Source organism: Pseudoalteromonas sp. MMG013, assembly GCF_018100885.1.
Lineage (GTDB): Bacteria > Pseudomonadota > Gammaproteobacteria > Enterobacterales > Alteromonadaceae > Pseudoalteromonas > Pseudoalteromonas aurantia.
The window spans coordinates 50678-71739 of the sequence record NZ_JAGJEE010000004.1 but is presented as its reverse complement, the minus strand read 5'-3'; the positions used below and the strand labels follow the sequence as shown (position 1 = coordinate 71739).

Below are 21062 nucleotides of genomic sequence, written 5' to 3'. Positions count from 1 at the left end.
TCACAGATATTGGGTAAATACCGTTTGATATTTACCCAATAAAGTTACTGATTTAATTTAAACTCTAGCACAACATTTTGATTTGGTTGCGCGATGGCTTGTCCGTTCACTATTTTAGGTCTGTACTTCCAACGAGTTATGGCACGTAATGCTTCCTTATTAAAAATGCGCTTTGGTTCTGCGTTGACTACTGTCGCATTGATTACTTGTCCATGAGATGAAATGGTGAAGTTGAGCTGTACCCACCCTTCAATGCCATCTCGGGCTGCGGCTATAGGGTATTTTGGCTCTGAGCGAACAATTGCTGTTGCCCCCGTATCTTGTTGGCTCAATATCGGAGGTGCGTGATTTATTGGTCCAAGCGAGAGTGTTGGGGTAAATATCAAACCGATATCAATAGCTGCAACAGATGTGCGCTCGATAGCTTTCGGAGGTTGTGGTTTTAGTGTTGGTGGTGGAGGTAACTTCTGCATCGGTTGCGGTGCACTATCTTGCTTGTTTACAAAAAAGGATAAATCGATCACTTCAGGCGTAGTTGATACTCTTATTTGCTCTTGGCTGATCAACTTATCCATAAATACAAAAGCAGCAAATGTGACCACTAATGCTCCGGCTGTCGAAAGCAATACTTTGGTGATTGAAGCGGTTGGGAAGTGTGTGAATGCAGACATCGCATATTCCTTTTATAGGTGAGTTATTTCGTATAACGAAGTTGGATCAAAAAAGGGGTGATTTTTTATTTTTTTTGTTTAGAAATTACGAGTACAATTCGCAGCAGTGTACTTTTAGGATAAGCAGATGCTGTTAGAGGCGATAAATAAAGCAAGATATCGTAAACACCTTAACTATGTTATTGGTGCGTGTGTCGTGGCGTTAACAGGCGGAAGTTTAGGAATTGCGCAGTGCCTTATTGCATTATTCCCTGACCCTGATGGGAGCCACTTTCATTGGAATTTACTGGGGGTGATTGTGACCAGTTTAATGATTGCAATGGTGTTATTAAAAGTAAGGCGTCACTCGTACATGTATGAAGTGGTTTATGTTTGGGATTTAAAACAAGCCCTGAATAAAGTTACACGCAAAATGACCAAGCTCAAGACTGCTGCAGAGCAAGGCAATGTTGATGCCATGCTTGCGATTCAGTTTAGTTATACCGCATCTAAGCAATTATGGGAGCTGGATGATAACTTGATCACGATGGATGATTTAGCGACTTGGCAAGCGCATTTAGATACGTTGCTCAAGCAATACAATGTTACATTGGATATAAAGGAATATAATGCCGTGTTGTTGAAGCAGTTTTAGAGTGTTCTACAAAGTCATATCTGATAAAAAGCAAAACTGTTTTTGCTGGTTCTTTTAATTGTGTACATGGCGATATCGGCACACTCGACCAGCGTTTTAAGTGTGTTTGCATGATCTGGGTAACGGGCAATCCCGAGACTTGCGCTGACAATAAGGGTGTGCTCTTGTCCCGATTTATAATATTGCATTGGCGTGGTAATGACCTTCGAGAGTGTGGTTGCAAGGTCTTTGGTTTCTTGTTCGGTGATATTCGCTAATGCAATCAAGAATTCATCGCCACCCCAACGACAGATCAAGTCATCAGTACGCACATTAAGCTGAAGTTGTTGTGCTACATGTTGCAGCATTGAATCACCTGCATTATGGCCATGAATATCATTGATGGGTTTGAATTCATCTAAATCAAGTAGCATTAAGCTAAATGGGCGCTGTTGGTCTAACCATTCAAGTAAAATTAATTCTGCACCGTATCGGTTACTCAATCCAGTTAATGTATCAAACTGCGCTTTTTGTTTTAATTGCGTGATCATGACTTTTTTCATCGTAATATCGTTGATAAATACTTGTAAGTACGATTGATTATCACTTTCGGTATTTATGATAATAATATTGAGCCACACTGTTTCTAAGGTGAGCTGGTTGTTAAATTCAAATTCTGACTGCATGACTTGTTTTTGGTTAATACTATTGCTGGTAAAGGTATATAGAATATCCGGTGTTTTACAGGCTTTGCCTAAGGCATGAGGAAAGCGCTCTTCTAAATCTATGCCTAGCCCAGCGAGTAAATCTTGTGCTGCTTCGTTAATTAATAAAATGTCGCCTTTGTCTTTTACCAGTAGCGTCGGGGACGATGACTTTTCAAACATAAGCCGAAAGCGTTTTTCAAATCGTTCAATGTCTTTTCTTAAACTGCGCTCTTGCAGAAAGAGCGTTTCGGTTCGAGACAGTAACTTATTTATATCACCTGAAATAGTCCCTATTTCGCTGTGTCTGTGTGTGGTGGGAATGACAATTCGTTGCCCTTTACCCGGGCTTATTTTGGCAAGCTGACAGCTCAAATAATTAAGAGGTTGGGTGATAAGAGCATACACAAGTATGGCAAAGATGATGAGCATAGGTAAGATGACAACCAATAAGGTTTGTACACTTGATAAAGCAAGTGTTTGTGCGCTTTGTTCAATAAATATTGTATTAGGTTCTATGTAAATGGCACCAATTTGCTCACCAATAATAAAGGGATTACTTAACACAAATGTAATTGGTAACTCTGTTTTATATAGAATGCTTTTAGCAAGCACACTTTGCTGACCATTGAGTTGAGCAGCGAGAATAACATCGTTGCTAACTAGCCCGTTTAGCACTTCATTTGCGAGATCTTTGTCTTCTAAATACGCGGCGATAGAAGCTGTGGCTGACACTGTTTGACCAATTTGTAATATGGTGTTGTTTGAGCGCTGCATTTCAGTATCGAATACGTTGCTGTAGTGCAGCTTGGCATAGATCAAGGCGAATACCATAGCGGAACCTGAAACGATAATTAACAGTCTGGTAATTAAACTATGTTTATTGAGCAATTTTATATACCACCTTTACGTTATGTGTCACGGTGTGAGCTGGAACATAGGCGATGGCATTTGACGTATTTGCGACTTTATCGAGGATACTCACGACATCGTCGAATATCTGTGGAGGTGACGCTTTGCCACTAAAACGTACGCGCGACCAATATGCATTTATTTGGCTGATAGGGCGTCCAGTTATGGCACTTAAAAAAGAAGAACGAATTTGGCTCTCTTTTTTATAGTCACAGGTCAGTGCTATCACTCCATTCGGAAAAGCTAAGTATTTCCCCATGAACATATCAACAACCGCTTTGTGGGTTAAGCTATTCACGGGGTTATCTTTGTGTACAATGACAACCAGATCTTGCTGAGCCAAACACGAACATGCGAAACAAACGGTGAGCGCTGAAATTGTTTTTAACATCAGAATACCCAGTTCAGGCTAATGCCTAAGGTATTAAACTGATTATCGGGAGTGGTTGTTTGGTTGTGCAAATATAATGCAGAGGGGAGACGCTCAACATTTGTATGATCCCATTGCAGTTTTAACGCTGATACATCACTTAATTCAACCCTCCAAGTCATAGAAACAGTGTATTGATCAATTAAGTAAAAATCGGTGTGACGGACAATATTATTGTATATAAAATCCAGATCAGGTGTTGATATAATTGGTTTTTCTGGTGTTTCATTATTAGATTTTGCGCGAGAGAAGGAAGCCATTAAAGTATGGTTGCCTATGTGCTTTCCGACACTAATATAGTAACTTCTTAAGTGGTTTAGTACTTCCGAATTAGAATTTATATAAGATAATTCAGATTGAGCAATCCAGTTAGTATCATCGAACCGAAAGCCAATGGCACTGTAGTCGAAACGTTTCCCAACGATATCTAATGATGTCAATAGTTGCGGTTGGCTAGGCCAAACTTGTGGAGAAATGTGTTGTATCGCCTCTTTTAACATCTGTTGTTGTGCATTTTCGTTTCCAGATTTAGATTGTGTGTAGTTTGCTCTAAGTAACAAGTTGTTATTTTCTATCTCAACAGTTAGGCCAGCAATATCTTTTAATTCGGCGTTCCAATAAAAGTTATTATCGCTCACGATAGGTGCTTTAGAACGGCCAATAAATGCCCGTATACTCGTTAGTCCAAGCTCAGTTGGGGTTTTATAGCGTAAATCTAAACCATCGATATTTTGGTGGGGAATAATGGCATAAAACTCAGTTGGTAAATGTTCTTGTGTAAACGAATAGCCAATATCTCGATATTCAGTCATCATGAATAAATCAAGACCGGTGCGCCCGAAGCGTATAGTCCAGTCGGCATTAGGCATATAGCGAACGAAGGCCAGTTGTGTCAGCGTATTGATATCGTATTTCTTTTGATCTTTTATAACTAACTGGCTAACGATTTGCCAAGCAGATGAGGCTTGCCATTCAAATTGCACGCCAAGTGAGGAGTTATATAAAGCAATGTTACTGTTAGAGACCCCATGAGGTTGGGAAATTAGTTGCCTGACTTTCGCTGTTTCAGAGGAACTACTACTGAGACTTATATTGGTAAAACCATCAAACTTTAAAGTTGAGCCGTCAGCCATAAAGTGAGGGATTGATAGTAAGGCAACCAGTAGTCTCATTGTTCGTTCCGAGGATGCGCGTGGTTCTGTATCTCGTCTTAATCTAAGATTAGCTGGTGTTGCTTGTAATTCAACAGTCAACCATCATCTAGACAGATTAATTGCAAAATTTTGCACGTGTACGATAGGGCTTGCATATAACGAGCTTGTTTTTTCTGATTTGAACACCATATCTATATTATTGCATATAAATATCGTGATAGTATCACATTTAATTTACTGAGTAGGTCCTGAAGTCGTGGCAGATGTAAGAGCGAGAGTTCAGCTGAATGTGGGACAGCATAGTCATATTCCCGCGGAAATTGTGTCCTTTAGTGGTTTGCAAGATGGCCAAGAGCACGTTGCTTTAATTTTTAATGAAGCGGAATCGCAACAATCAGTACCCCTTATTCGAATGCATTCTGAGTGTCTGACCGGAGACGTATTCCATTCGTCTCGGTGTGACTGTGGCGAGCAGTTAAATGAATGTATAGAGACCATGCATAAAGAAGGTGGGATCCTGCTATATTTACGCCAAGAAGGCAGAGGAATTGGCCTGTATAATAAAATTGACGCGTATGTATTGCAATCACAAGGGATGAACACTTACGAGGCAAATAATCATTTAGGTTTTGATGATGACTTACGCGATTTCTCAGATGCGGTTTTGATGTTGAAAGCGATGGGGCTGTCGCATGTTAAATTAATGACAAATAATCCAAATAAGCTCAATGCACTGAGAGATGCCGGTATTACTGTCGACGAGGTTGTAGCAACTCAGGCACATGTTAAATCGGGAAATGTCGGTAACCGGAGTTATTTAGAGACTAAGGTAAAACATGGTTCACATATGCTGGATATAAAGAAAATTTCAAAACCAAAATAGTGTAACATCCGAGTTTATTTAAGAGTGCGACATCTTCTGTCGCATTTTTGCTTTTTAGAGAAGCAGAATCGATTGATAAACTCGCAATTTTGTTCCTCTTGGGTATAATCTCCGTGTTTTTATTAGCTTTGAGCCGTTATGTCATCAGAATTTAGAGTATTTAAAGCAGCCATGGGTATTCAGTGGCTAAAGGCTGGTTGGAGCATTTTTAAGACTCAGCCCATGACGTTTGTTTTCATGTATATTTTCATCATTATTGTGGCGCTTGTGCCCCTCGTGGCACCTTTGCTGCAATTATTAGCGGCTTTTGCATCGCCGTTTTTGACTGCTGGTATGTATATGGCCGTGTTGAGTAAACAGCAAGGTAAAACCATTAGCCTTGCTGATATCTTAGCGCCTTTTTCCGCAAAAGGGCGACGATTACACTTGTTTCGCCTAGGTTTATACCAAATGGGGGCGATTATTTTATTGACCTTGTTAGCGGATTTCTTATTTGCTGATGCATTTGCGATTATGCAAGAAGCGTCATCAACTCAACAGCCAGATGAGTTAATAAATGCATTACTCGCGAGTATTTCAATGTCTGATATTATGGTGTTTGCGATAGCACATTGCTTTAATCTAATGGCATTTGCGTATGCATTACCTCTGGTGTTTTTTAAAGGTGAAACACGTATCTTTACGGCGATTAAACAATCGCTCAAGGCATTTCATAAAAACATGGCCCCGCTGGGGGTGTATGGCTTAGCGATTGCTTTGTTAATATTGGCGTCAATGCCACTAAGCATGATCCCTTTATTGGTGATTATTCCTATTTCATATATTAGCTTTTTTGTTTCTTTCCAAGCGATTTTTATGCCGGTTGTTAAGGTGCAAAGTGAGCATGATGAGAGCACGGAAACAGTGCAACAAGATGGTAACGATACGGGCCGGTTTGACGCTTAAATGGATGATACTAGTAAGCAAAAGCTAAAAAACTATGTATTGTGGTTACTGGCTAGGCAAGAGTACTCTCACAAAGAGTTGATAAAAAAGCTCAGAGCCAAAGAGGCGCCAGAGAGCTACATCGAAGAGTTATTAGTATGGTGCGAGCGGCTCGGTTATATCGATGAAGCTCGCTATTGCGATAGCTTTTTAAGAAGACAGATTAATAAAGGTTTTGGCCAAAAAAGAGTGTTGGCTGAGGCGATGAATAAAGGGGTTGACCGCGCGCAATTACTGCAACTAATCGAGACGCTCGAAGTCGATTGGTTTCAATTAGCGCAAGATGCTTATGTAAAAAAGTACGCAGTAACTGCGCCTAACCTTGATTATAAAGACAAAGCAAAGCGAGTCAGATACATGATGTATCGCGGCTTTAGCTATGAAGAAATAGATTTTGCAATGCAAGCAGCAACAATGGGTGAATAATCACATGCAGCACATGACTACCGCACAGATCAGGCAAGCGTTTTTAGACTACTTTGCCACACAACAGCACCAAATTGTCCCGTCAAGCTCGCTCATTCCAGGTAATGATGCGACTTTGTTATTTAACAATGCAGGTATGGTGCAGTTTAAAGATGTATTTTTAGGGGCCGAGTCTCGCCCTTACACTCGCGCAACAAGCTCTCAACGTTGCGTACGTGCTGGTGGTAAGCATAATGATTTAGAAAATGTAGGCTATACCGCTCGCCATCATACTTTCTTTGAAATGCTAGGTAATTTCAGTTTTGGTGATTACTTTAAGCAAGAAGCGATTACATTTGCATGGCAGTTTTTAACGGATGTTGTGAAATTGCCCAAAGAAAAGCTACTTGTCACGGTTTACCATACGGATGAAGAAGCGTATGAGTTTTGGTCAAAAGACATAGGACTGAGTGATGACAAAATCATTCGTATTGATACGAATGATAATTTTTGGTCAATGGGTGATACAGGCCCGTGTGGACCATGTTCAGAAATATTCTACGATCATGGTGAGCATATTTGGGGAGGCCCTCCAGGATCTCCTGAAGAAGACGGCGATCGTTTTATTGAGATCTGGAATCTTGTATTCATGCAATACAACCGTCATGCTGATGGCACAATGGAGCCATTACCAAAGCAATCGGTTGATACGGGGATGGGCCTTGAGCGTATTGCAGCTATCTTGCAAGGTGTACACTCAAACTATGAAATTGATTTATTCCAAGGTCTAATAAAAGCTGCCGCATCAGTGACGAATGCGAAGGATTTAGAAGATAAATCTTTACGCGTTGTTGCTGACCATATTCGTTCATGCGCATTTTTGGTCTCTGACGGGGTTATGCCATCTAATGAAGGCCGAGGTTACGTACTGCGCCGTATCATCCGTCGTGCTGTGCGCCATGGTAATAAGTTAGGCGCTTCGGGTGCTTTTTTCTTTAAACTTGTGGCTGCATTGGTCGAGCAGATGGGTGAAGCATATCCTGAACTGGCAAAACAACAAGCAATTATTGAGAAAGTATTACGAATAGAAGAAGAACAGTTTGGTAAAACGCTCGACAGAGGTTTGGCTATATTGGAAGAAAGCTTGGCCGATATTAAAGGAGATGTGATCCCTGGTGAATTGGTATTTAAACTTTATGATACTTATGGTTTCCCTGCTGATTTAACTGCTGATGTTGCTCGAGAGCGCTTCATGACGATTGATGAGCATGGCTTTCAAGAGTGCATGGATGTGCAACGTAAAAAAGCGCAGCAAGCAGGTAAGTTTGGCGCTGATTATAACGAACAACTTAAATCAGAGAAATCAACGGATTTTAAAGGTTACGACGCAGAGCATTATACGGGCACAGTTATTGAGCTATTTTTCGAAGGACACGCGGTTAATGTACTTGAAGATGGACAAGAGGGGATTGTCGTATTAGATAGAACGCCTTTCTATGCTGAATCAGGTGGTCAGGTTGGTGATTCAGGCACCCTGACTGTGTCTGGCGGTGAGTTTTCGGTCGTTGATACGCGCAAATTGGGTAATGCATTTGCCCATCATGGAAAAGTACAGGGCCGTATTGGCATTAATGATAAAGCTGATGCGAAAATTGACAGCGAGCGCCGTGATAGAATTAAGAAAAATCACACAGGTACGCACATTCTACATGAAGCGCTTCGTCAGCTATTGGGCGATCATGTTGCTCAAAAAGGCTCACTCGTGATGCCTGATAAATTACGTTTTGATTTCTCCCATTTTGAAGGGGTAACTAAGGCGCAGTTGCGTGAGCTAGAAGACGCTGTTAATGCTGAAATACGTCGTAACTTTACGCTTGATACGCAGCTAATGGACATCGACGAGGCTAAAGAAAAAGGGGCTATGGCCTTGTTCGGCGAAAAGTATGATGACGAAGTGCGCGTTGTCTCTATTGGGGAATATTCTATTGAACTGTGTGGCGGAACACATGTTCAGCGTGCAGGTGATATAGGCCTGTTTAAGATTGTCTCTGAAGGAGGTATTGCAGCAGGTGTTCGTCGTATTGAAGCCGTAACGGGTGAAGATGCTATTGCTTATGTTGCACAACAAGAACAGCAGTTAGCAGACATAGCAGCGTTAGTAAAAGGTGATAGTCTGAATGTGCTTGAGAAAGTGAGTGCCTTACTAGAAAAAGCCAAAGGTCTAGAAAAACAGGTATCCCAGCTTAATGATAAATTAGCAAGTGCTGCGGGAGCATCATTACTTGATTCTGCAGTTGACGTTAACGGAATTAAACTATTGGTTGCCAATGTCGCCGGTACCGAGTCAAAAGCACTGCGTGGTATGGTGGATGATTTAAAGAATAAGATGGGCTCAGGTGTGATCGCACTGGGTGTAGCAAATGGCGACAAAGTGAGTCTGATTGCTGGCGTAACCAAAGACCTTATTGCTCAGGTGAAAGCGGGTGAGCTCGTTAATCATATGGCAGCACAGGTTGGCGGAAAAGGTGGTGGTCGTCCAGATATGGCTCAGGCAGGAGGCTCAGAGCCGCAAAATCTTGAGGCTGCGTTGGCAAGTGTTAATGCTTGGGTTACTGAGAAAACGCAGTAACAGGTGGCATTATTTGTACAAAAGTTTGGTGGCACTTCGGTTGGTTCGCTAGAGCGTATCGAAGCTGTCGCCGATTTAGTCGTTAAAACCACTCAGCAAGGCCATCAAGTTGTTGTTGTTTTGTCAGCCATGTCAGGAGAAACAAACCGTTTAATTGAGATGGCAACACAGCTCGATGCGCGCCCGAATAGTCGTGAACTCGATGTGCTAATGACCACAGGGGAGCAGGTCAGTGTTGCGTTGCTTGCTATGGCGATTATTAAACGGGGCCACTCTGCAATAAGTCTACTGGCTGATCAAGTCGGGATCCGAACTACCAACCACTTTGGTAAAGCTCGTATCGAACATATCCAAACAGCACGTTTACAGCAAGAGCTTGAACATAACCGCATCGCAATTATTACGGGTTTTCAAGGTCGAGATTATGAAGGTAATATTACGACTTTAGGTCGTGGTGGAACGGATACGACTGCGGTTGAACTCGCTGCGGTATTAAAAGCTGATGAGTGTCAGATCTTTACGGATGTTGATGGCGTATATACAACTGATCCGCGTATTGAGTCTAAGGCAAAGCGTTTAACGCATATTACATGTGCTGAAATGCTTGCTTTAGCAAGTTTAGGTGCAAAGGTTCTGCATCTTCGATCGGTTGAAGCAGCTGGAAGGTATAAAGTGCCACTGAGGGTACTATCTAGCTTTTCTCCTGACACTGGTACTCTCATTACGTATGAAGAAGAGTCGATAGGGCATAGTCGTATAGCGGGCATTGCCGCTTCGCGTAATGAAGTGGAAATAAAGGTGCTAGGATGCGAGCAAAGTTTTAGCTGTCTTGGTGAGATCAAAGCATTGTGTGCTGAACAGCAGATTGAAATAGATATGATCGCGCAAACTCATCAACATAGTGGAAAAATAGACTATGCTTTTACAGTGCAGAGTAATGATCACTTACAGGTGATTGAGATATTGCAGTCAAACTTAAGGTGCATACGAGCACATAGCGTTGAAAGTAACGCGAATGTTGCTAAGGTTTCTGCGGTAGGGGTGGGCATAAAATCAAATTGCGAAGTGACCAATCAATTTTTTAGTGCTTTAACTCAAGAAGGTATAAAAACACTATTAGTTTCTAGTTCTGAGATTAAAGTCTCAGTATTAGTGGAAGAAAAATATCTAGAATTAGCTGTAAGGACGTTACACGCTACATTTTTCTCGGAAAGTACTGAGTAAGGACGATTTTTGCTTACTTTTACTGTAACTTTTCATTAAAATGAAAAAGACGCGGAATCTTTTAATTTTTGGAATAACAGGAGCAAGAGAATGCTAATACTAACTCGTCGAGTAGGTGAAACGCTGATGATTGGTGATGAAGTTACTGTAACTGTACTTGGTGTGAAGGGTAACCAAGTGCGTATTGGTGTAAATGCACCTAAAGATGTTTCAGTTCACCGTGAAGAAATCTACATGCGTATTCAGGCTGAAAAGTCTAATCCAACGACTGGCAATATCTGATCAGCACATAAGAATTTGTGAAAATAGCCACTTATATGTGGCTATTTTTTTGCTTGAGATAAAATAAATGCGCGTGTATCTTCGCTGATAGAGTGATTAGATAGGTATTGCATTCGCTGATTGCTTTTTAACACCAATCCTTTATTTGTTTCAATAATAGAGTCAACGCTTTGCCATGTTAACCGATAATGCTTATACGGGTTTTTGGCCTCAATTTGCGTCTCGTCAATATTCAGTTCAACTGTGCTACCACTTGCTCGGCTCAACATTTGACGTGCGACCCACCACGGTCGACGGTAGTAAAATGCCAAGCACTCTACGACAGCGAGTAAAATGAGAAAATTTCCTACATAGTGTTTTTCTAGCCCGTAAATACTAAATAGTCCCAAAGTGATGAGCAACCCGAGTAAAAAATACTTGGGCTTATTATGATCGCCAAGCTGAATTGATTCATCAAAACATTCTTGGAAATACGGCTTATCTAATACGAATCTTTCTGTGTACATATACGCTCCTAATGCTTAGCACATTGTACCGTATTGCTAAGAACCACGCACCAACCTTGCTAGATACGCCTATTAGAAGAATAGAGCTGCTATTCATGCACTTTAATAAATTGCGTTTTTGGTATTACCAATTTATTTTTGCTCTTATAGTGACAGTTGTAAGGTGATTTAGATGTTATAACTTCGATATTCCCCCCTTTTATTTTGAATATTTTTCATGTTTATGCTGTTTTAGAGCTAAGAGTTTACTTGTTTTTCTTTTAACTCATTGATATTTATTGGTAATCACAATTTGGTATTACCAATTTACAATGTTATTTACTTGTGAGAAGGTTTTGGTATGATGGGTGAATAAATATTTATAAAAAACGATTATTAACGCAGGTTGTATTTGTCGAAAGACTAAAGGGGAGAGTTATGGATATAGGCGCATTGTTAATAGAGGCTGCCAGCTTGATGCTAACAGGCATGATTGGAGTCTTTGTGTTTTTATCTATTCTAATTTTGGCCGTGACGAATTTGTCTAAACTGGCCAAGTCTGACACAGAAGTTCCAATCGTTCCGACTAAACACCGTCAGTTATCAAACGGGGTGCCCAGTGCTCATATTGCCGCAATAAGTGCCGCAATCTCGCAATACCGAACAAAACAATAATAGGGGTCTTTCATGTCACAATTAAAGCTAACAGAGCTCGTTTTACGAGATGCACATCAATCTTTGCTGGCAACACGTATGCGCTTAGAAGATATGCTGCCTATCGCCGAAAAACTAGATAAAGCAGGTTATTGGTCGGTTGAGTCGTGGGGAGGAGCCACTTTTGATTCATGTATTCGTTATTTGGGAGAAGATCCATGGGAGCGTATTCGTGCATTAAAAGAAGCGATGCCCAATACAAAACAACAGATGTTATTGCGAGGTCAAAATTTACTGGGCTATCGGCATTATGCCGATGATGTTGTTGAAAAATTTGTTGAGCGAGCGCATAAAAATGGCGTTGATGTTTTTCGTATTTTTGATGCAATGAATGATGTTCGTAACTTAGAAACGGCTATTAAAGCCGCAATTAAAGTGGGTGCACATGCCCAGGGGACAATCTCTTATACGGTAAGTCCGGTACACACCTTAGACATGTGGCTAGAGCAAGCAAAACAGCTCGAAGCTATGGGATGTCACTCAATATGTATTAAAGATATGGCTGGGTTACTTAAGCCATATGATGCAGAACAATTAATACTTGGTTTGAAAAGTACGGTATCAGTACCAATTGCCATGCAGTGCCATGCGACCACGGGGTTAAGCACTGCAACTTATCAAAAGGCCATTGATGCGGGTATTGATATGTTAGATACCGCGATCTCTTCGATGAGTATGACATATGGACACAGTGCAACTGAGACGATTGCAGCTATTACGGAAGGTACGGCACGAGATACAGGGTTAAACTTGGCTGAACTTGAAGAAATTGCAAGTTACTTTCGTGAAATTCGCAAAAAGTATGCTGCATTTGAAGGGAGTTTAAAAGGCGTTGATGGTCGGATCCTATTGGCACAAGTACCTGGTGGTATGTTAACTAACATGGAAAACCAGCTCAAAGAACAAGGTGCAGCAGATAAGTTGGATGATGTACTTAAGGAAATTCCTAACGTTAGGAAAGATTTAGGCTATTTACCTCTGGTAACACCAACGTCGCAAATAGTGGGGACGCAAGCGGTACTCAACGTGTTGACGGGTGAGCGTTATAAAACCATCACGAAAGAAACTGCGGGCGTATTAAAAGGTGAATATGGCTCAACACCTGCACCAGTTGATAAAGCACTGCAGTTGAAAGTACTCGATGGTGCTGAAGAAATTCAATGCCGACCTGCAGATCTTATCAAACCTGAACTAGCAAGTTTACATACTGAATTACTTGATAAAGCGAAAGATGAGGCGATTGAGCTTGCGTCGGAACAAATTGATGACGTATTAACCTATGCGCTATTCCCTCAAGTTGGCCTAAAGTTCTTGAAAAACAGGCACAACCCAGATGTGTTTGAACCAAAGCCGACCTTAGTAGAGTCAAGTCAATCAAAAGTACAGAATAAGCCAACGCCAAGCAAAGCGAGTCCAGAGCGATATAGTGTGCAAGTTGATGGCAAAGTATATGACGTTGTGGTTGCGGCCGGCGGAGAGCTAAAAGAAGTTAAGGTGAAAGACAGTGAGCTGATCCCACAGTCCGCATCGGTGAGCTCTTCAGAGACGTTAAATGCACCATTGGCTGGTAATATTTTCAAATTGAAAGTGCGTCCAGGGGAGCGAGTCGAGCAAGGTGATGTTGTCTTGATTATGGAAGCCATGAAAATGGAAACGGAAGTCAGAGCGACTTCAAGTGGGACCATCTCTGAAGTGTTGGTATCAGAAGGTGACTCGGTCTCGACTGGCGATGCCATGATAGCGTTGGCTTAGGAGTTGGTATGGACGGGTTATTAAATTTATGGCAAGCCACAGGCATTGCCAATTTTACGATTCCAGCACTGATAATGATGGCCGTAGGGTGCGGTTTACTCTATTTGGCAATAGCCAAAGGGTTTGAGCCATTACTATTAGTACCGATTGGTTTTGGTGCTATTTTAACAAACATCCCTGTCGCTGGGCTTGCTGAACCAGGGGGCTTATTATATTACGTTTATTATATTGGTATCGACAGTGGCGTGTTTCCATTGCTGATATTTATGGGCGTTGGCGCAATGACTGATTTTAGTGCGTTGATTGCTAATCCGCGCATGCTGTTGCTTGGCGCGGCTGCGCAGTTTGGTATTTTTGCGACATTATTCGGTGCGATTGCGCTAAATTACGTGCCCGGTTTCGAATTTACATTAAAGGATGCGTCGGCGATTGCGATTATAGGGGGAGCTGATGGCCCAACGGCTATTTTCTTAGCATCTAAACTCGCCCCTGAACTGCTAGGCGCCATTGCAGTCGCTGCTTATTCTTACATGGCATTGGTACCAATCATTCAGCCTCCGATTATGCGTCTGTTAACTACACCGCAAGAGCGCTCTATTGCAATGCCACAATTAAGAGTTGTGTCGAAAAAAGAAAAAATACTATTTCCATTAATGGTACTTAGTCTCACTATTTTATTTCTGCCGTCGGCAACACCGCTTGTTGGTATGTTTTGTTTAGGAAACTTAATGCGAGAGTGTGGTGTGGTTGATAGATTGAGTAACACAGCGCAAAATGAGTTAATTAACATAACAACCATATTCTTAGGTTTGGCTGTTGGTTCAAAGCTTGCCGCAGAGCACTTTTTGACTGTAGAGACCTTAGGTATTTTGTTACTGGGGGCACTTGCTTTCTCTATTGGTACCGCATCGGGTGTTTATATGGCAAAAATAATGAATCGTTTGTCGAGCAACCCGATAAACCCACTGGTTGGCGCTGCTGGAGTATCGGCGGTCCCGATGGCTGCTAGAGTCGTTAATAAGGTAGGTCTTGAAAGTAATCCACATAACTTTTTATTAATGCACGCAATGGGCCCAAATGTAGCGGGTGTATTGGGCAGCGCTGTTGCCGCAGGTATTTTACTTGCCTTAGTAGGCTAAGCGAAACAAACAATAAGACTCCAACCGACTGCGCAGTTCAGGCTGCGCTTTTTTTGTACCTGCTATTTATGATATAACTGGCTCATTATATTTTTGTGAGCATTACCATGAACATATTCGTTATCTTAGGTGGTTTATTTGTTGCTTTGTTGGTATTGGTGCCATTGTTGGAGAGGTACCAACAGAAGATGGGCTTAGATAAAATGCAGCGTTATAGCAAATATATATTCCCGCTTGTTATGGTGTCGCTGGTGATAAAGCTACTCTATATGCTTTGGTATGAATAACTGAATGTGTGCATGTACAATTTTAATAAAATATAACGCATTAAATCACGTGTTCCGGTATTAATACTTGCGTATATAGACAGAGCATATACCAAAATTTAGTCGAATTTCTAAGCCATTCAGCTATTGCAATATGTTGGGTTAATTTGGTTTGAACGAAAAGGCGCGGTTAAGCGCCTTTTGTTTATCTTGGGTAGCGTGTCTATTCACTCATTGTAGCTTGCTGTAAATGAGATTGAATAAATGCAGTGGCCTCTGCGTAGTCGTGGTCAAGCCTGTCCCGCAACGCAATTAATTGATCCGCGGATAGGTCATTTTCTTTACATTGACGTTCAAACTCGATTGCCGTCTCGGCAACCTTTTCAGCACCAATGGTGTTTGAAATGGATTTAAGTTGATGGCATGCTTCAACAATACTGTTTTGATCCATAGAGATCACTGCACCATTGACTTCTCTTGTTAGCATGCTGCTTTGTTCTAAATACATCCGGAAAAATCTAAGCTGCTTGGCTTCGTCATGGTTTACGTATTTATTTAGGGTTTCTAAGTTAACCGGGGGAGCGCTTTCACTAAGCGCCGCTAATTCGTTAATATTGTCACCTTGCGACATGTCAACGGTATCCTCGGCATTCACACTCGCAGATTCATTTTCAACCGACGTGGATTGAGCTGCTGGCGTAGGCAAGTCTTTTGCGTGCTTTTCTTGCCACTTCAATAGGGTGGCCTCTAATACATTTAATTCAACTGGCTTGGTAATATAGTCATTCATGCCTGTTGCAATGCAGCGCTCCCTCTCACCTTTTAATGCATTAGCAGTCACAGCAATAATATACGGCTGAGCATTGATATCTGCACTTTGCTCGGCAATATCTCTGATCTGCGTAACCATGTCATATCCTGACATTTTTGGCATGTGTAAATCCGTGAGAATAATCGGGAAGTTACCTTTTTGCCATACTTCTAAACCTTCTTCACCGTTTTCAGCAACTTCGACACCATAACCCAATAAATGTAGTTGGTCTGTTAACACTTGCTGGTTAAGTACATTATCTTCAACCAACAGTACTAACTTGTTTTCAGCACGAGCTTGATCGACGTTCAGGTAAGTATTCATACTTTTTGAAGGTTTCAATGCTTTAGGCTTATGGAGCCCTGCAGCAACCATGACTGACGTCATAAATGAGCTTTTACAGAGTGGCGCCGCATTGAGGTAGAAAATATTTTGATGATTGACAGCGGCTTCATCCATAGTACTGAGCACAATAACTTGCTGTTTGTTATTTTCCAATGAATATAGTAAAGACCGTAATTGATCGTTGACCGGAGCCATGCCTTCGAGTCCATCTAAAACCCAAATAACTTTTTCTTGATATTGAAACTCATCAAATTCGTCCATTGAGCCCAGAGCAACGGTGTTTGCGCCCATGAAAGATAAATAACGACACAATATATTACGCCTGTCATTGTTGTTCGTCAGAACAACAACTCTGCGTTGCTCAAGTTTGCTCTTATGCGCGTATTCCACTTTACCTTGTGTGCTAAATGGCAGTTCAACAACAAACTCACTGCCCATACCAATATCGCTGTTTACCTGTATAGAACCGAGCATTAATTCAATGAGACTTTTACAAATTGATAAACCCAGTCCTGTGCCCCCAAATTCACGGGTGATAGACCCTTCAGCCTGAATAAACGGGTTAAATATTTCACGTAATTGAGTTTGCGTCATACCTTTACCATTATCCGTTACGCGAAAACGCAAGGTGTAATGTTCCGATGTATTTTGCGCAACTTCAACGCTGATTTTGACAAACCCTTGGCGGTTAGCTTCAGTGGTGGTGAACTTAATTGCGTTACTGCACAGGTTATACAAAACTTGGCGAACGCGGACGGTATCACCAACTAGGTTATTGGGGATATCAGGTGCGATAGCCAGTTCCAAGTCTAGTTTTCTTTTTTTAGCGACAGATGATAATACGCGAGCCACTTCTTCTATTGTTTCTGAGACAGAGAATACGCTATTGTCTATTTGGAGTTTGCCGGCTTCAATTTTAGAGAAATCTAAAATGTCATCTAAGATCCCTAGCAGAGAAAACGCTGAATCACGGATAATCGTGGTTAATCGGTGCTGTGCACCATCTAATTCAGTTTGACGCAGCAGATCGATAGTACCAATTACGCCATTCATTGGTGTTCTGATCTCGTGGCTCATTGTCGCTAAAAATGTGGTTTTTGCGTCATTGGCACGCTCAGCGTTGAGCGTGGCCTTTTCTAATGCAAGCGTACGAGCTTGAACTTCTGTTTCAAGGCTAGTTTGTAATTGTTTTAGCTCTTTTTGTGATTCTTGATTGTTATCAATCACCGACTGCACTTGATGTAAAACATTGTTGATAGCGAACGCAATACTTTCGAGGCCGAAACCTAAATCACTATTTAAATGTACACGGTAGTCTTGTTTATCAACGACAAGCTTTAATTCAGCTTCTAGCTTCTTAGTATCACCATTAAGTTGCGAGACAATACGTTTTTTAGCCACCACAGCCAGTATAAAAGCACATATCAGTGCCAATACAAACAGAATATACCCTATTAGTGGGCTTTTCGTTGCTGCGTTTGAGTGGTGACGTAAAATTAACTCGCCAATAGCTTGGCCATCTAATTTCAGTGGTTTATATATTGTAATTGTGCCACCTTCGGCGATTTTCTTTTGCTGTGAAATCGCGGCCACGGGAACATTGCTGGTTTGAAAAATCAGAGAGGGTTCAGCCATACCGGTTGAGCTATATAGATAGATATCTATATTGGGGGCGCCCTCTTTGATGGCTTGTAAAATTTGCTTTGCTTGGCCAAAACCTGTTTTCATCATTATATTGGCAAGCGGTAATGCGAGTTCGTCGGCTTGTTTTTGTATATTGGGTGCCGTGACTATGGTTGTTTTTGGCATCATATAGGCCGCTGTAGCGCAAATAGCCCCAGTGATGACTGCAATCATAAGTATCAGAGGCAGTAGCCCTGCTATTTTTATTGATGAAGAATTTTGCATGAAATGTTCCGATATTTCGCGACACGATCTTATAGCGAACTTAAGCTTAATATACCGCCAATCCTACCACTGTCTGATGGTTTTTTCTCTACGTTTTTGCGATATATCGGATGTTTTCATCAGATAATGAGGTTAACTTAACGAATGTTATTGCAAATAACTTTGTTTAAAACTCCGCCAATTCGGTTAAGAAATAAAAAGCTTTGTTTGAAAAGTATTCAATCAAACAGAAGTTTGAAAAAAAAGTTGACTTAAAAGGGCAAAACCCGTTTAATACGCCGCACGCCCAGATAGCTCAGTCGGTAGAGCAGAGGATTGAAAATCCTCGTGTCGGTGGTTCGATTCCGCCTCTGGGCACCATTTTTGGTGCGCCGACTTAGCTCAGTTGGTAGAGCAACTGACTTGTAATCAGTAGGTCATCCGTTCGACTCGGATAGTCGGCACCATTTCCTCGCTAGGAATTAAAACATAAGCAACAATTTTTGCCCAGATAGCTCAGTCGGTAGAGCAGAGGATTGAAAATCCTCGTGTCGGTGGTTCGATTCCGCCTCTGGGCACCATTTTTGGTGCGCCGACTTAGCTCAGTTGGTAGAGCAACTGACTTGTAATCAGTAGGTCATCCGTTCGACTCGGATAGTCGGCACCATTTCCTCGCTAGGAATTAAAACATAAGCAACAATTTTTGCCCAGATAGCTCAGTCGGTAGAGCAGAGGATTGAAAATCCTCGTGTCGGTGGTTCGATTCCGCCTCTGGGCACCATGATTAAGTGTGCCGACTTAGCTCAGTTGGTAGAGCAACTGACTTGTAATCAGTAGGTCATCCGTTCGACTCGGATAGTCGGCACCATTTAATTAGGCTTAAGCCAACAAATTTGCCCAGATAGCTCAGTCGGTAGAGCAGAGGATTGAAAATCCTCGTGTCGGTGGTTCGATTCCGCCTCTGGGCACCATATTTTAAACCCTAAACTTCGTTTAGGGTTTTTTTGTATTTATTACGCCTTAAATTCTCCCGATACTGTGTTGCTTGCATGCCAAATAACATGTCTTGCCTAAGCCAATGGTAAACTAACGAACACCTCAGTACCTAAGTTATCATCGGTTCTATATTCAATAAACCCTCCCTGGATTTCTGTGAGTAATTTGGCGGTATAGGTACCAATTCCGGCATGATCTGGTTTGCCATAAGTCACAAATTTATCAAAAAATTGCCCTCGTATTGGTTCTGGAACCGGATCAGGGTTATGTATTTTAAATACCATATATTTATCATTTTGTGTTGCACTGAGTTGTATGGATGGATCGCTGCGTGTACCTTCCAGTGCATTTTTTAGCAAGTGCGTAAGTAAGGCGTGGGTGATCGCGTACTCACCATTAAAGTGACAGTCAGTATTCTCGGTATTGTGTACTTTTATCTGTTTGCGCTTCACTATTTCGGAAACGTGTCCTAATGCATCTTTTAATACGGTAGTGAAGTTTTGCTTTTGTGGTTTGAATTGATACTCTTTACGTTCTATTTTGTTGAGCGAAGCAGTGCTATCAACATGGAGTTGCAATGCTGCACAACTTTGTTGAATGAAATCGATATATTGCTGTGCTTTTTCTGGCTCGTGCAAGTTGGCAGCCAGTTGTGAGGTTGAGTGTTTAATGTCAGCGACGGGTTTCACTAATTCTGTTTGGTTAACAGAGTCAAATTCATCACGTAAACGTGCATTTTCTAACATGGTATCTATTTGGGCGCGCATCAGGCGATTCGATTCAATACTACGACAATGTGCCTGTACTCTTGATTTAACAATCGCGGGATTTGCTGGTTTTGTGATGTAGTCTACCGCACCCAATTCTAACCCTTTAACGATGTGTTCAGTCTGCTCAAGTGCAGATAAGAAAATCACGGTAATATGTTGCGTACTTGGGTCGTCTTTTAAGCGTCGACAGACCTCTAACCCATCCATGTCAGGCATCATGATATCGAGTAGAATAATATCGGGCTGGGGGTCTTTCGCACAAATTTGCAGGGCCTTTTTACCATTCAATGCAGCTTTTATTTTATAGTCTTTTCGTAAGATATCGCTAATGATTTTAATATTGTCGGCGACGTCATCCACAATGAGCACATGTAGATCATTATTTTGTTCGGTCGATTCTGTTGATTCAGGCGCTTCTTTACATGGGCGGACCGGTTTTGTTAGGGCTCTTTGTAATCGGGATTTGAGGATTTTGCTTGAGAAAGGCTTAACTACGTATTCCGATACACCGCATTGAATTGCTTGTACAACATGAGATTGTTCAATCGTCGCTGAGGTCATAACAAAAGGGATTTTGGCTGTTCGAGTGTTAGTACGCACTTTTTTTAAAAATTCGATACCCGAGAGCGTTGGTAGTTGCCATTCAGCAATGATCAATCCAATGTCGTTGTATTCCAGTTTTTCTAATGCATCGCTAGCATTCGAGCTTTGAATAATCACAATATTTGAAAGTTGATTGAGCACATTCGCTATCATGGTTCTAATAGTTTCAAAGGGCTCGACAATGAGTACCGTCAGCGGCTGTGATGATTGAGTATTGACCATAAAATGCTCCGTATAGGTCTGTTCATGGCATGTGTTTACATGCGGAATCTATAATATTTGAACTACTCGACGGCTTAACTGAGCAATTGATAGGCAATTTTTACTTGGTTTTATTTTGCACATGTTATTATTATGTGTCTATAGGTGTAACGCGATAGTACGAATAACAGAATAATATTAT

At 41.5% G+C, this 21062-nt stretch carries 18 protein-coding genes and 7 tRNA genes; 18 read left to right on the top strand and 7 right to left on the bottom strand.

Annotated elements, in window-relative coordinates; all coding sequences use genetic code 11:
- Window positions 1–44: 44 nt before the first annotated feature.
- Complete coding sequence (locus J8L98_RS05360; RefSeq protein ID WP_210995635.1) at window positions 45–671, bottom strand: energy transducer TonB; 627 nt, start codon at window positions 669–671, stop codon at window positions 45–47.
- 127 nt (window positions 672–798) lie between these two features.
- On the opposite strand from J8L98_RS05360, the gene J8L98_RS05355 reads away from it, so the two are divergent.
- Window positions 799–1305, top strand: coding sequence for a DUF3087 domain-containing protein (locus tag J8L98_RS05355; protein WP_210995634.1), 507 nt, complete (start codon window positions 799–801; stop codon window positions 1303–1305).
- 14 nt (window positions 1306–1319) lie between these two features.
- Here J8L98_RS05355 and J8L98_RS05350 read toward each other — a convergent pair whose 3' ends face one another.
- From J8L98_RS05350 to J8L98_RS05340, 3 genes are read right to left on the bottom strand one after another with little or no spacing between them, the layout of a single operon-like run.
- Window positions 1320–2879, bottom strand: coding sequence for a diguanylate cyclase (locus tag J8L98_RS05350; protein ID WP_210995633.1), 1560 nt, complete (start codon window positions 2877–2879; stop codon window positions 1320–1322).
- Window positions 2869–3291 (bottom strand): hypothetical protein, encoded by a 423-nt coding sequence (locus J8L98_RS05345; RefSeq protein ID WP_192508722.1) that lies wholly within the window; start codon window positions 3289–3291, stop codon window positions 2869–2871. Before J8L98_RS05345 ends, J8L98_RS05350 begins: the two co-directional genes overlap by 11 nt.
- Window positions 3291–4502: a hypothetical protein gene (locus tag J8L98_RS05340; RefSeq protein ID WP_210995632.1), complete on the bottom strand. Its 1212-nt coding sequence runs from the start codon at window positions 4500–4502 to the stop codon at window positions 3291–3293. Before J8L98_RS05340 ends, J8L98_RS05345 begins: the two co-directional genes overlap by 1 nt.
- 238 nt (window positions 4503–4740) lie before the next feature.
- Here J8L98_RS05340 and ribA point away from each other — a divergent pair, with 238 nt between their 5' ends.
- From ribA to csrA, 6 genes are all read left to right on the top strand, one after another.
- Entirely contained in the window at window positions 4741–5367 is a 627-nt protein-coding gene (ribA, locus tag J8L98_RS05335; RefSeq protein ID WP_210995631.1) for a GTP cyclohydrolase II, read from the top strand.
- A gap of 138 nt (window positions 5368–5505) precedes the next feature.
- Window positions 5506–6312, top strand: coding sequence for a BPSS1780 family membrane protein (locus J8L98_RS05330; RefSeq protein WP_210995630.1), 807 nt, complete (start codon window positions 5506–5508; stop codon window positions 6310–6312).
- Window positions 6313–6777, top strand: a complete 465-nt coding sequence (locus tag J8L98_RS05325) for a regulatory protein RecX (protein WP_192508718.1) — start codon at window positions 6313–6315, stop codon at window positions 6775–6777. It abuts the gene before it with no gap.
- A gap of 4 nt (window positions 6778–6781) precedes the next feature.
- A complete protein-coding gene (alaS, locus tag J8L98_RS05320) occupies window positions 6782–9385 on the top strand; it encodes an alanine--tRNA ligase (protein WP_210995629.1) in 2604 nt (867 codons plus the stop codon).
- Between the two features lie 3 nt (window positions 9386–9388).
- Complete coding sequence (locus tag J8L98_RS05315) at window positions 9389–10609, top strand: aspartate kinase (protein ID WP_210995628.1); 1221 nt, start codon at window positions 9389–9391, stop codon at window positions 10607–10609.
- 90 nt (window positions 10610–10699) lie between these two features.
- A complete protein-coding gene (csrA, locus tag J8L98_RS05310) occupies window positions 10700–10891 on the top strand; it encodes a carbon storage regulator CsrA (RefSeq protein ID WP_010362895.1) in 192 nt (63 codons plus the stop codon).
- A 41-nt stretch (window positions 10892–10932) separates the two neighbouring features.
- On the opposite strand, the gene J8L98_RS05305 is transcribed toward csrA, so the two are convergent.
- A complete protein-coding gene (locus J8L98_RS05305) occupies window positions 10933–11397 on the bottom strand; it encodes a YcxB family protein (protein WP_210995627.1) in 465 nt (154 codons plus the stop codon).
- A 417-nt stretch (window positions 11398–11814) separates the two neighbouring features.
- Between J8L98_RS05305 and J8L98_RS05300 the strand changes: the two genes are divergently transcribed.
- From J8L98_RS05300 to J8L98_RS05285, 4 genes are all read left to right on the top strand, one after another.
- The gene (locus tag J8L98_RS05300; protein ID WP_192508714.1) at window positions 11815–12051 is read left to right on the top strand and encodes an OadG family transporter subunit; all 237 of its coding nucleotides are present in this window, start codon (window positions 11815–11817) and stop codon (window positions 12049–12051) included.
- 12 nt (window positions 12052–12063) lie between these two features.
- Entirely contained in the window at window positions 12064–13842 is a 1779-nt protein-coding gene (gene oadA, locus J8L98_RS05295; protein ID WP_210995626.1) for a sodium-extruding oxaloacetate decarboxylase subunit alpha, read from the top strand.
- An 8-nt stretch (window positions 13843–13850) separates the two neighbouring features.
- Window positions 13851–14981: a sodium ion-translocating decarboxylase subunit beta gene (locus tag J8L98_RS05290; RefSeq protein WP_210995625.1), complete on the top strand. Its 1131-nt coding sequence runs from the start codon at window positions 13851–13853 to the stop codon at window positions 14979–14981.
- A 107-nt stretch (window positions 14982–15088) separates the two neighbouring features.
- Window positions 15089–15268 carry a hypothetical protein gene (locus J8L98_RS05285; RefSeq protein WP_192508711.1) on the top strand — a complete coding sequence of 60 codons (180 nt, stop codon included), beginning with the start codon at window positions 15089–15091 and terminating at the stop codon, window positions 15266–15268.
- Window positions 15269–15470: 202 nt separating this feature from the next.
- Here J8L98_RS05285 and J8L98_RS05280 read toward each other — a convergent pair whose 3' ends face one another.
- Window positions 15471–18311: an ATP-binding protein gene (locus J8L98_RS05280; protein WP_210995624.1), complete on the bottom strand. Its 2841-nt coding sequence runs from the start codon at window positions 18309–18311 to the stop codon at window positions 15471–15473.
- A 284-nt stretch (window positions 18312–18595) separates the two neighbouring features.
- Between J8L98_RS05280 and J8L98_RS05275 the strand changes: the two genes are divergently transcribed.
- The 7 genes from J8L98_RS05275 to J8L98_RS05245 all read left to right on the top strand — a co-directional run bounded on the left by J8L98_RS05275 (window position 18596) and on the right by J8L98_RS05245 (window position 19261).
- Window positions 18596–18671, top strand: a tRNA-Phe gene (locus tag J8L98_RS05275).
- A 10-nt stretch (window positions 18672–18681) separates the two neighbouring features.
- Window positions 18682–18757, top strand: a tRNA-Thr gene (locus J8L98_RS05270).
- A gap of 38 nt (window positions 18758–18795) precedes the next feature.
- Window positions 18796–18871 (top strand) — tRNA-Phe (locus J8L98_RS05265).
- A gap of 10 nt (window positions 18872–18881) precedes the next feature.
- Window positions 18882–18957 (top strand) — tRNA-Thr (locus J8L98_RS05260).
- 38 nt (window positions 18958–18995) lie between these two features.
- Window positions 18996–19071 (top strand) — tRNA-Phe (locus J8L98_RS05255).
- An 11-nt stretch (window positions 19072–19082) separates the two neighbouring features.
- A tRNA-Thr gene (locus J8L98_RS05250) sits at window positions 19083–19158 on the top strand.
- A gap of 27 nt (window positions 19159–19185) precedes the next feature.
- A tRNA-Phe gene (locus J8L98_RS05245) sits at window positions 19186–19261 on the top strand.
- A 99-nt stretch (window positions 19262–19360) separates the two neighbouring features.
- Here J8L98_RS05245 and J8L98_RS05240 read toward each other — a convergent pair.
- Window positions 19361–20881 (bottom strand): response regulator, encoded by a 1521-nt coding sequence (locus tag J8L98_RS05240; RefSeq protein WP_247682447.1) that lies wholly within the window; start codon window positions 20879–20881, stop codon window positions 19361–19363.
- Between the last annotated feature and the right edge of the window lie 181 nt (window positions 20882–21062).

Coding starts and splice junctions, on each gene's coding strand:
- J8L98_RS05325 (WP_192508718.1), top strand. CDS start 6,313: ATGGATGATACTAGTAAGCAAAAGCTAAAAAACTATGTATTGTGGTTA.
- alaS (WP_210995629.1), top strand. CDS start 6,782: ATGCAGCACATGACTACCGCACAGATCAGGCAAGCGTTTTTAGACTAC.
- J8L98_RS05240 (WP_247682447.1), bottom strand. CDS start 20,881: ATGGTCAATACTCAATCATCACAGCCGCTGACGGTACTCATTGTCGAG.
- J8L98_RS05280 (WP_210995624.1), bottom strand. CDS start 18,311: ATGCAAAATTCTTCATCAATAAAAATAGCAGGGCTACTGCCTCTGATA.
- J8L98_RS05290 (WP_210995625.1), top strand. CDS start 13,851: ATGGACGGGTTATTAAATTTATGGCAAGCCACAGGCATTGCCAATTTT.
- csrA (WP_010362895.1), top strand. CDS start 10,700: ATGCTAATACTAACTCGTCGAGTAGGTGAAACGCTGATGATTGGTGAT.
- J8L98_RS05305 (WP_210995627.1), bottom strand. CDS start 11,397: ATGTACACAGAAAGATTCGTATTAGATAAGCCGTATTTCCAAGAATGT.
- J8L98_RS05355 (WP_210995634.1), top strand. CDS start 799: ATGCTGTTAGAGGCGATAAATAAAGCAAGATATCGTAAACACCTTAAC.
- J8L98_RS05345 (WP_192508722.1), bottom strand. CDS start 3,291: ATGTTAAAAACAATTTCAGCGCTCACCGTTTGTTTCGCATGTTCGTGT.
- J8L98_RS05360 (WP_210995635.1), bottom strand. CDS start 671: ATGTCTGCATTCACACACTTCCCAACCGCTTCAATCACCAAAGTATTG.
- oadA (WP_210995626.1), top strand. CDS start 12,064: ATGTCACAATTAAAGCTAACAGAGCTCGTTTTACGAGATGCACATCAA.
- J8L98_RS05330 (WP_210995630.1), top strand. CDS start 5,506: ATGTCATCAGAATTTAGAGTATTTAAAGCAGCCATGGGTATTCAGTGG.
- J8L98_RS05340 (WP_210995632.1), bottom strand. CDS start 4,502: ATGAGACTACTGGTTGCCTTACTATCAATCCCTCACTTTATGGCTGAC.
- J8L98_RS05300 (WP_192508714.1), top strand. CDS start 11,815: ATGGATATAGGCGCATTGTTAATAGAGGCTGCCAGCTTGATGCTAACA.
- J8L98_RS05285 (WP_192508711.1), top strand. CDS start 15,089: ATGAACATATTCGTTATCTTAGGTGGTTTATTTGTTGCTTTGTTGGTA.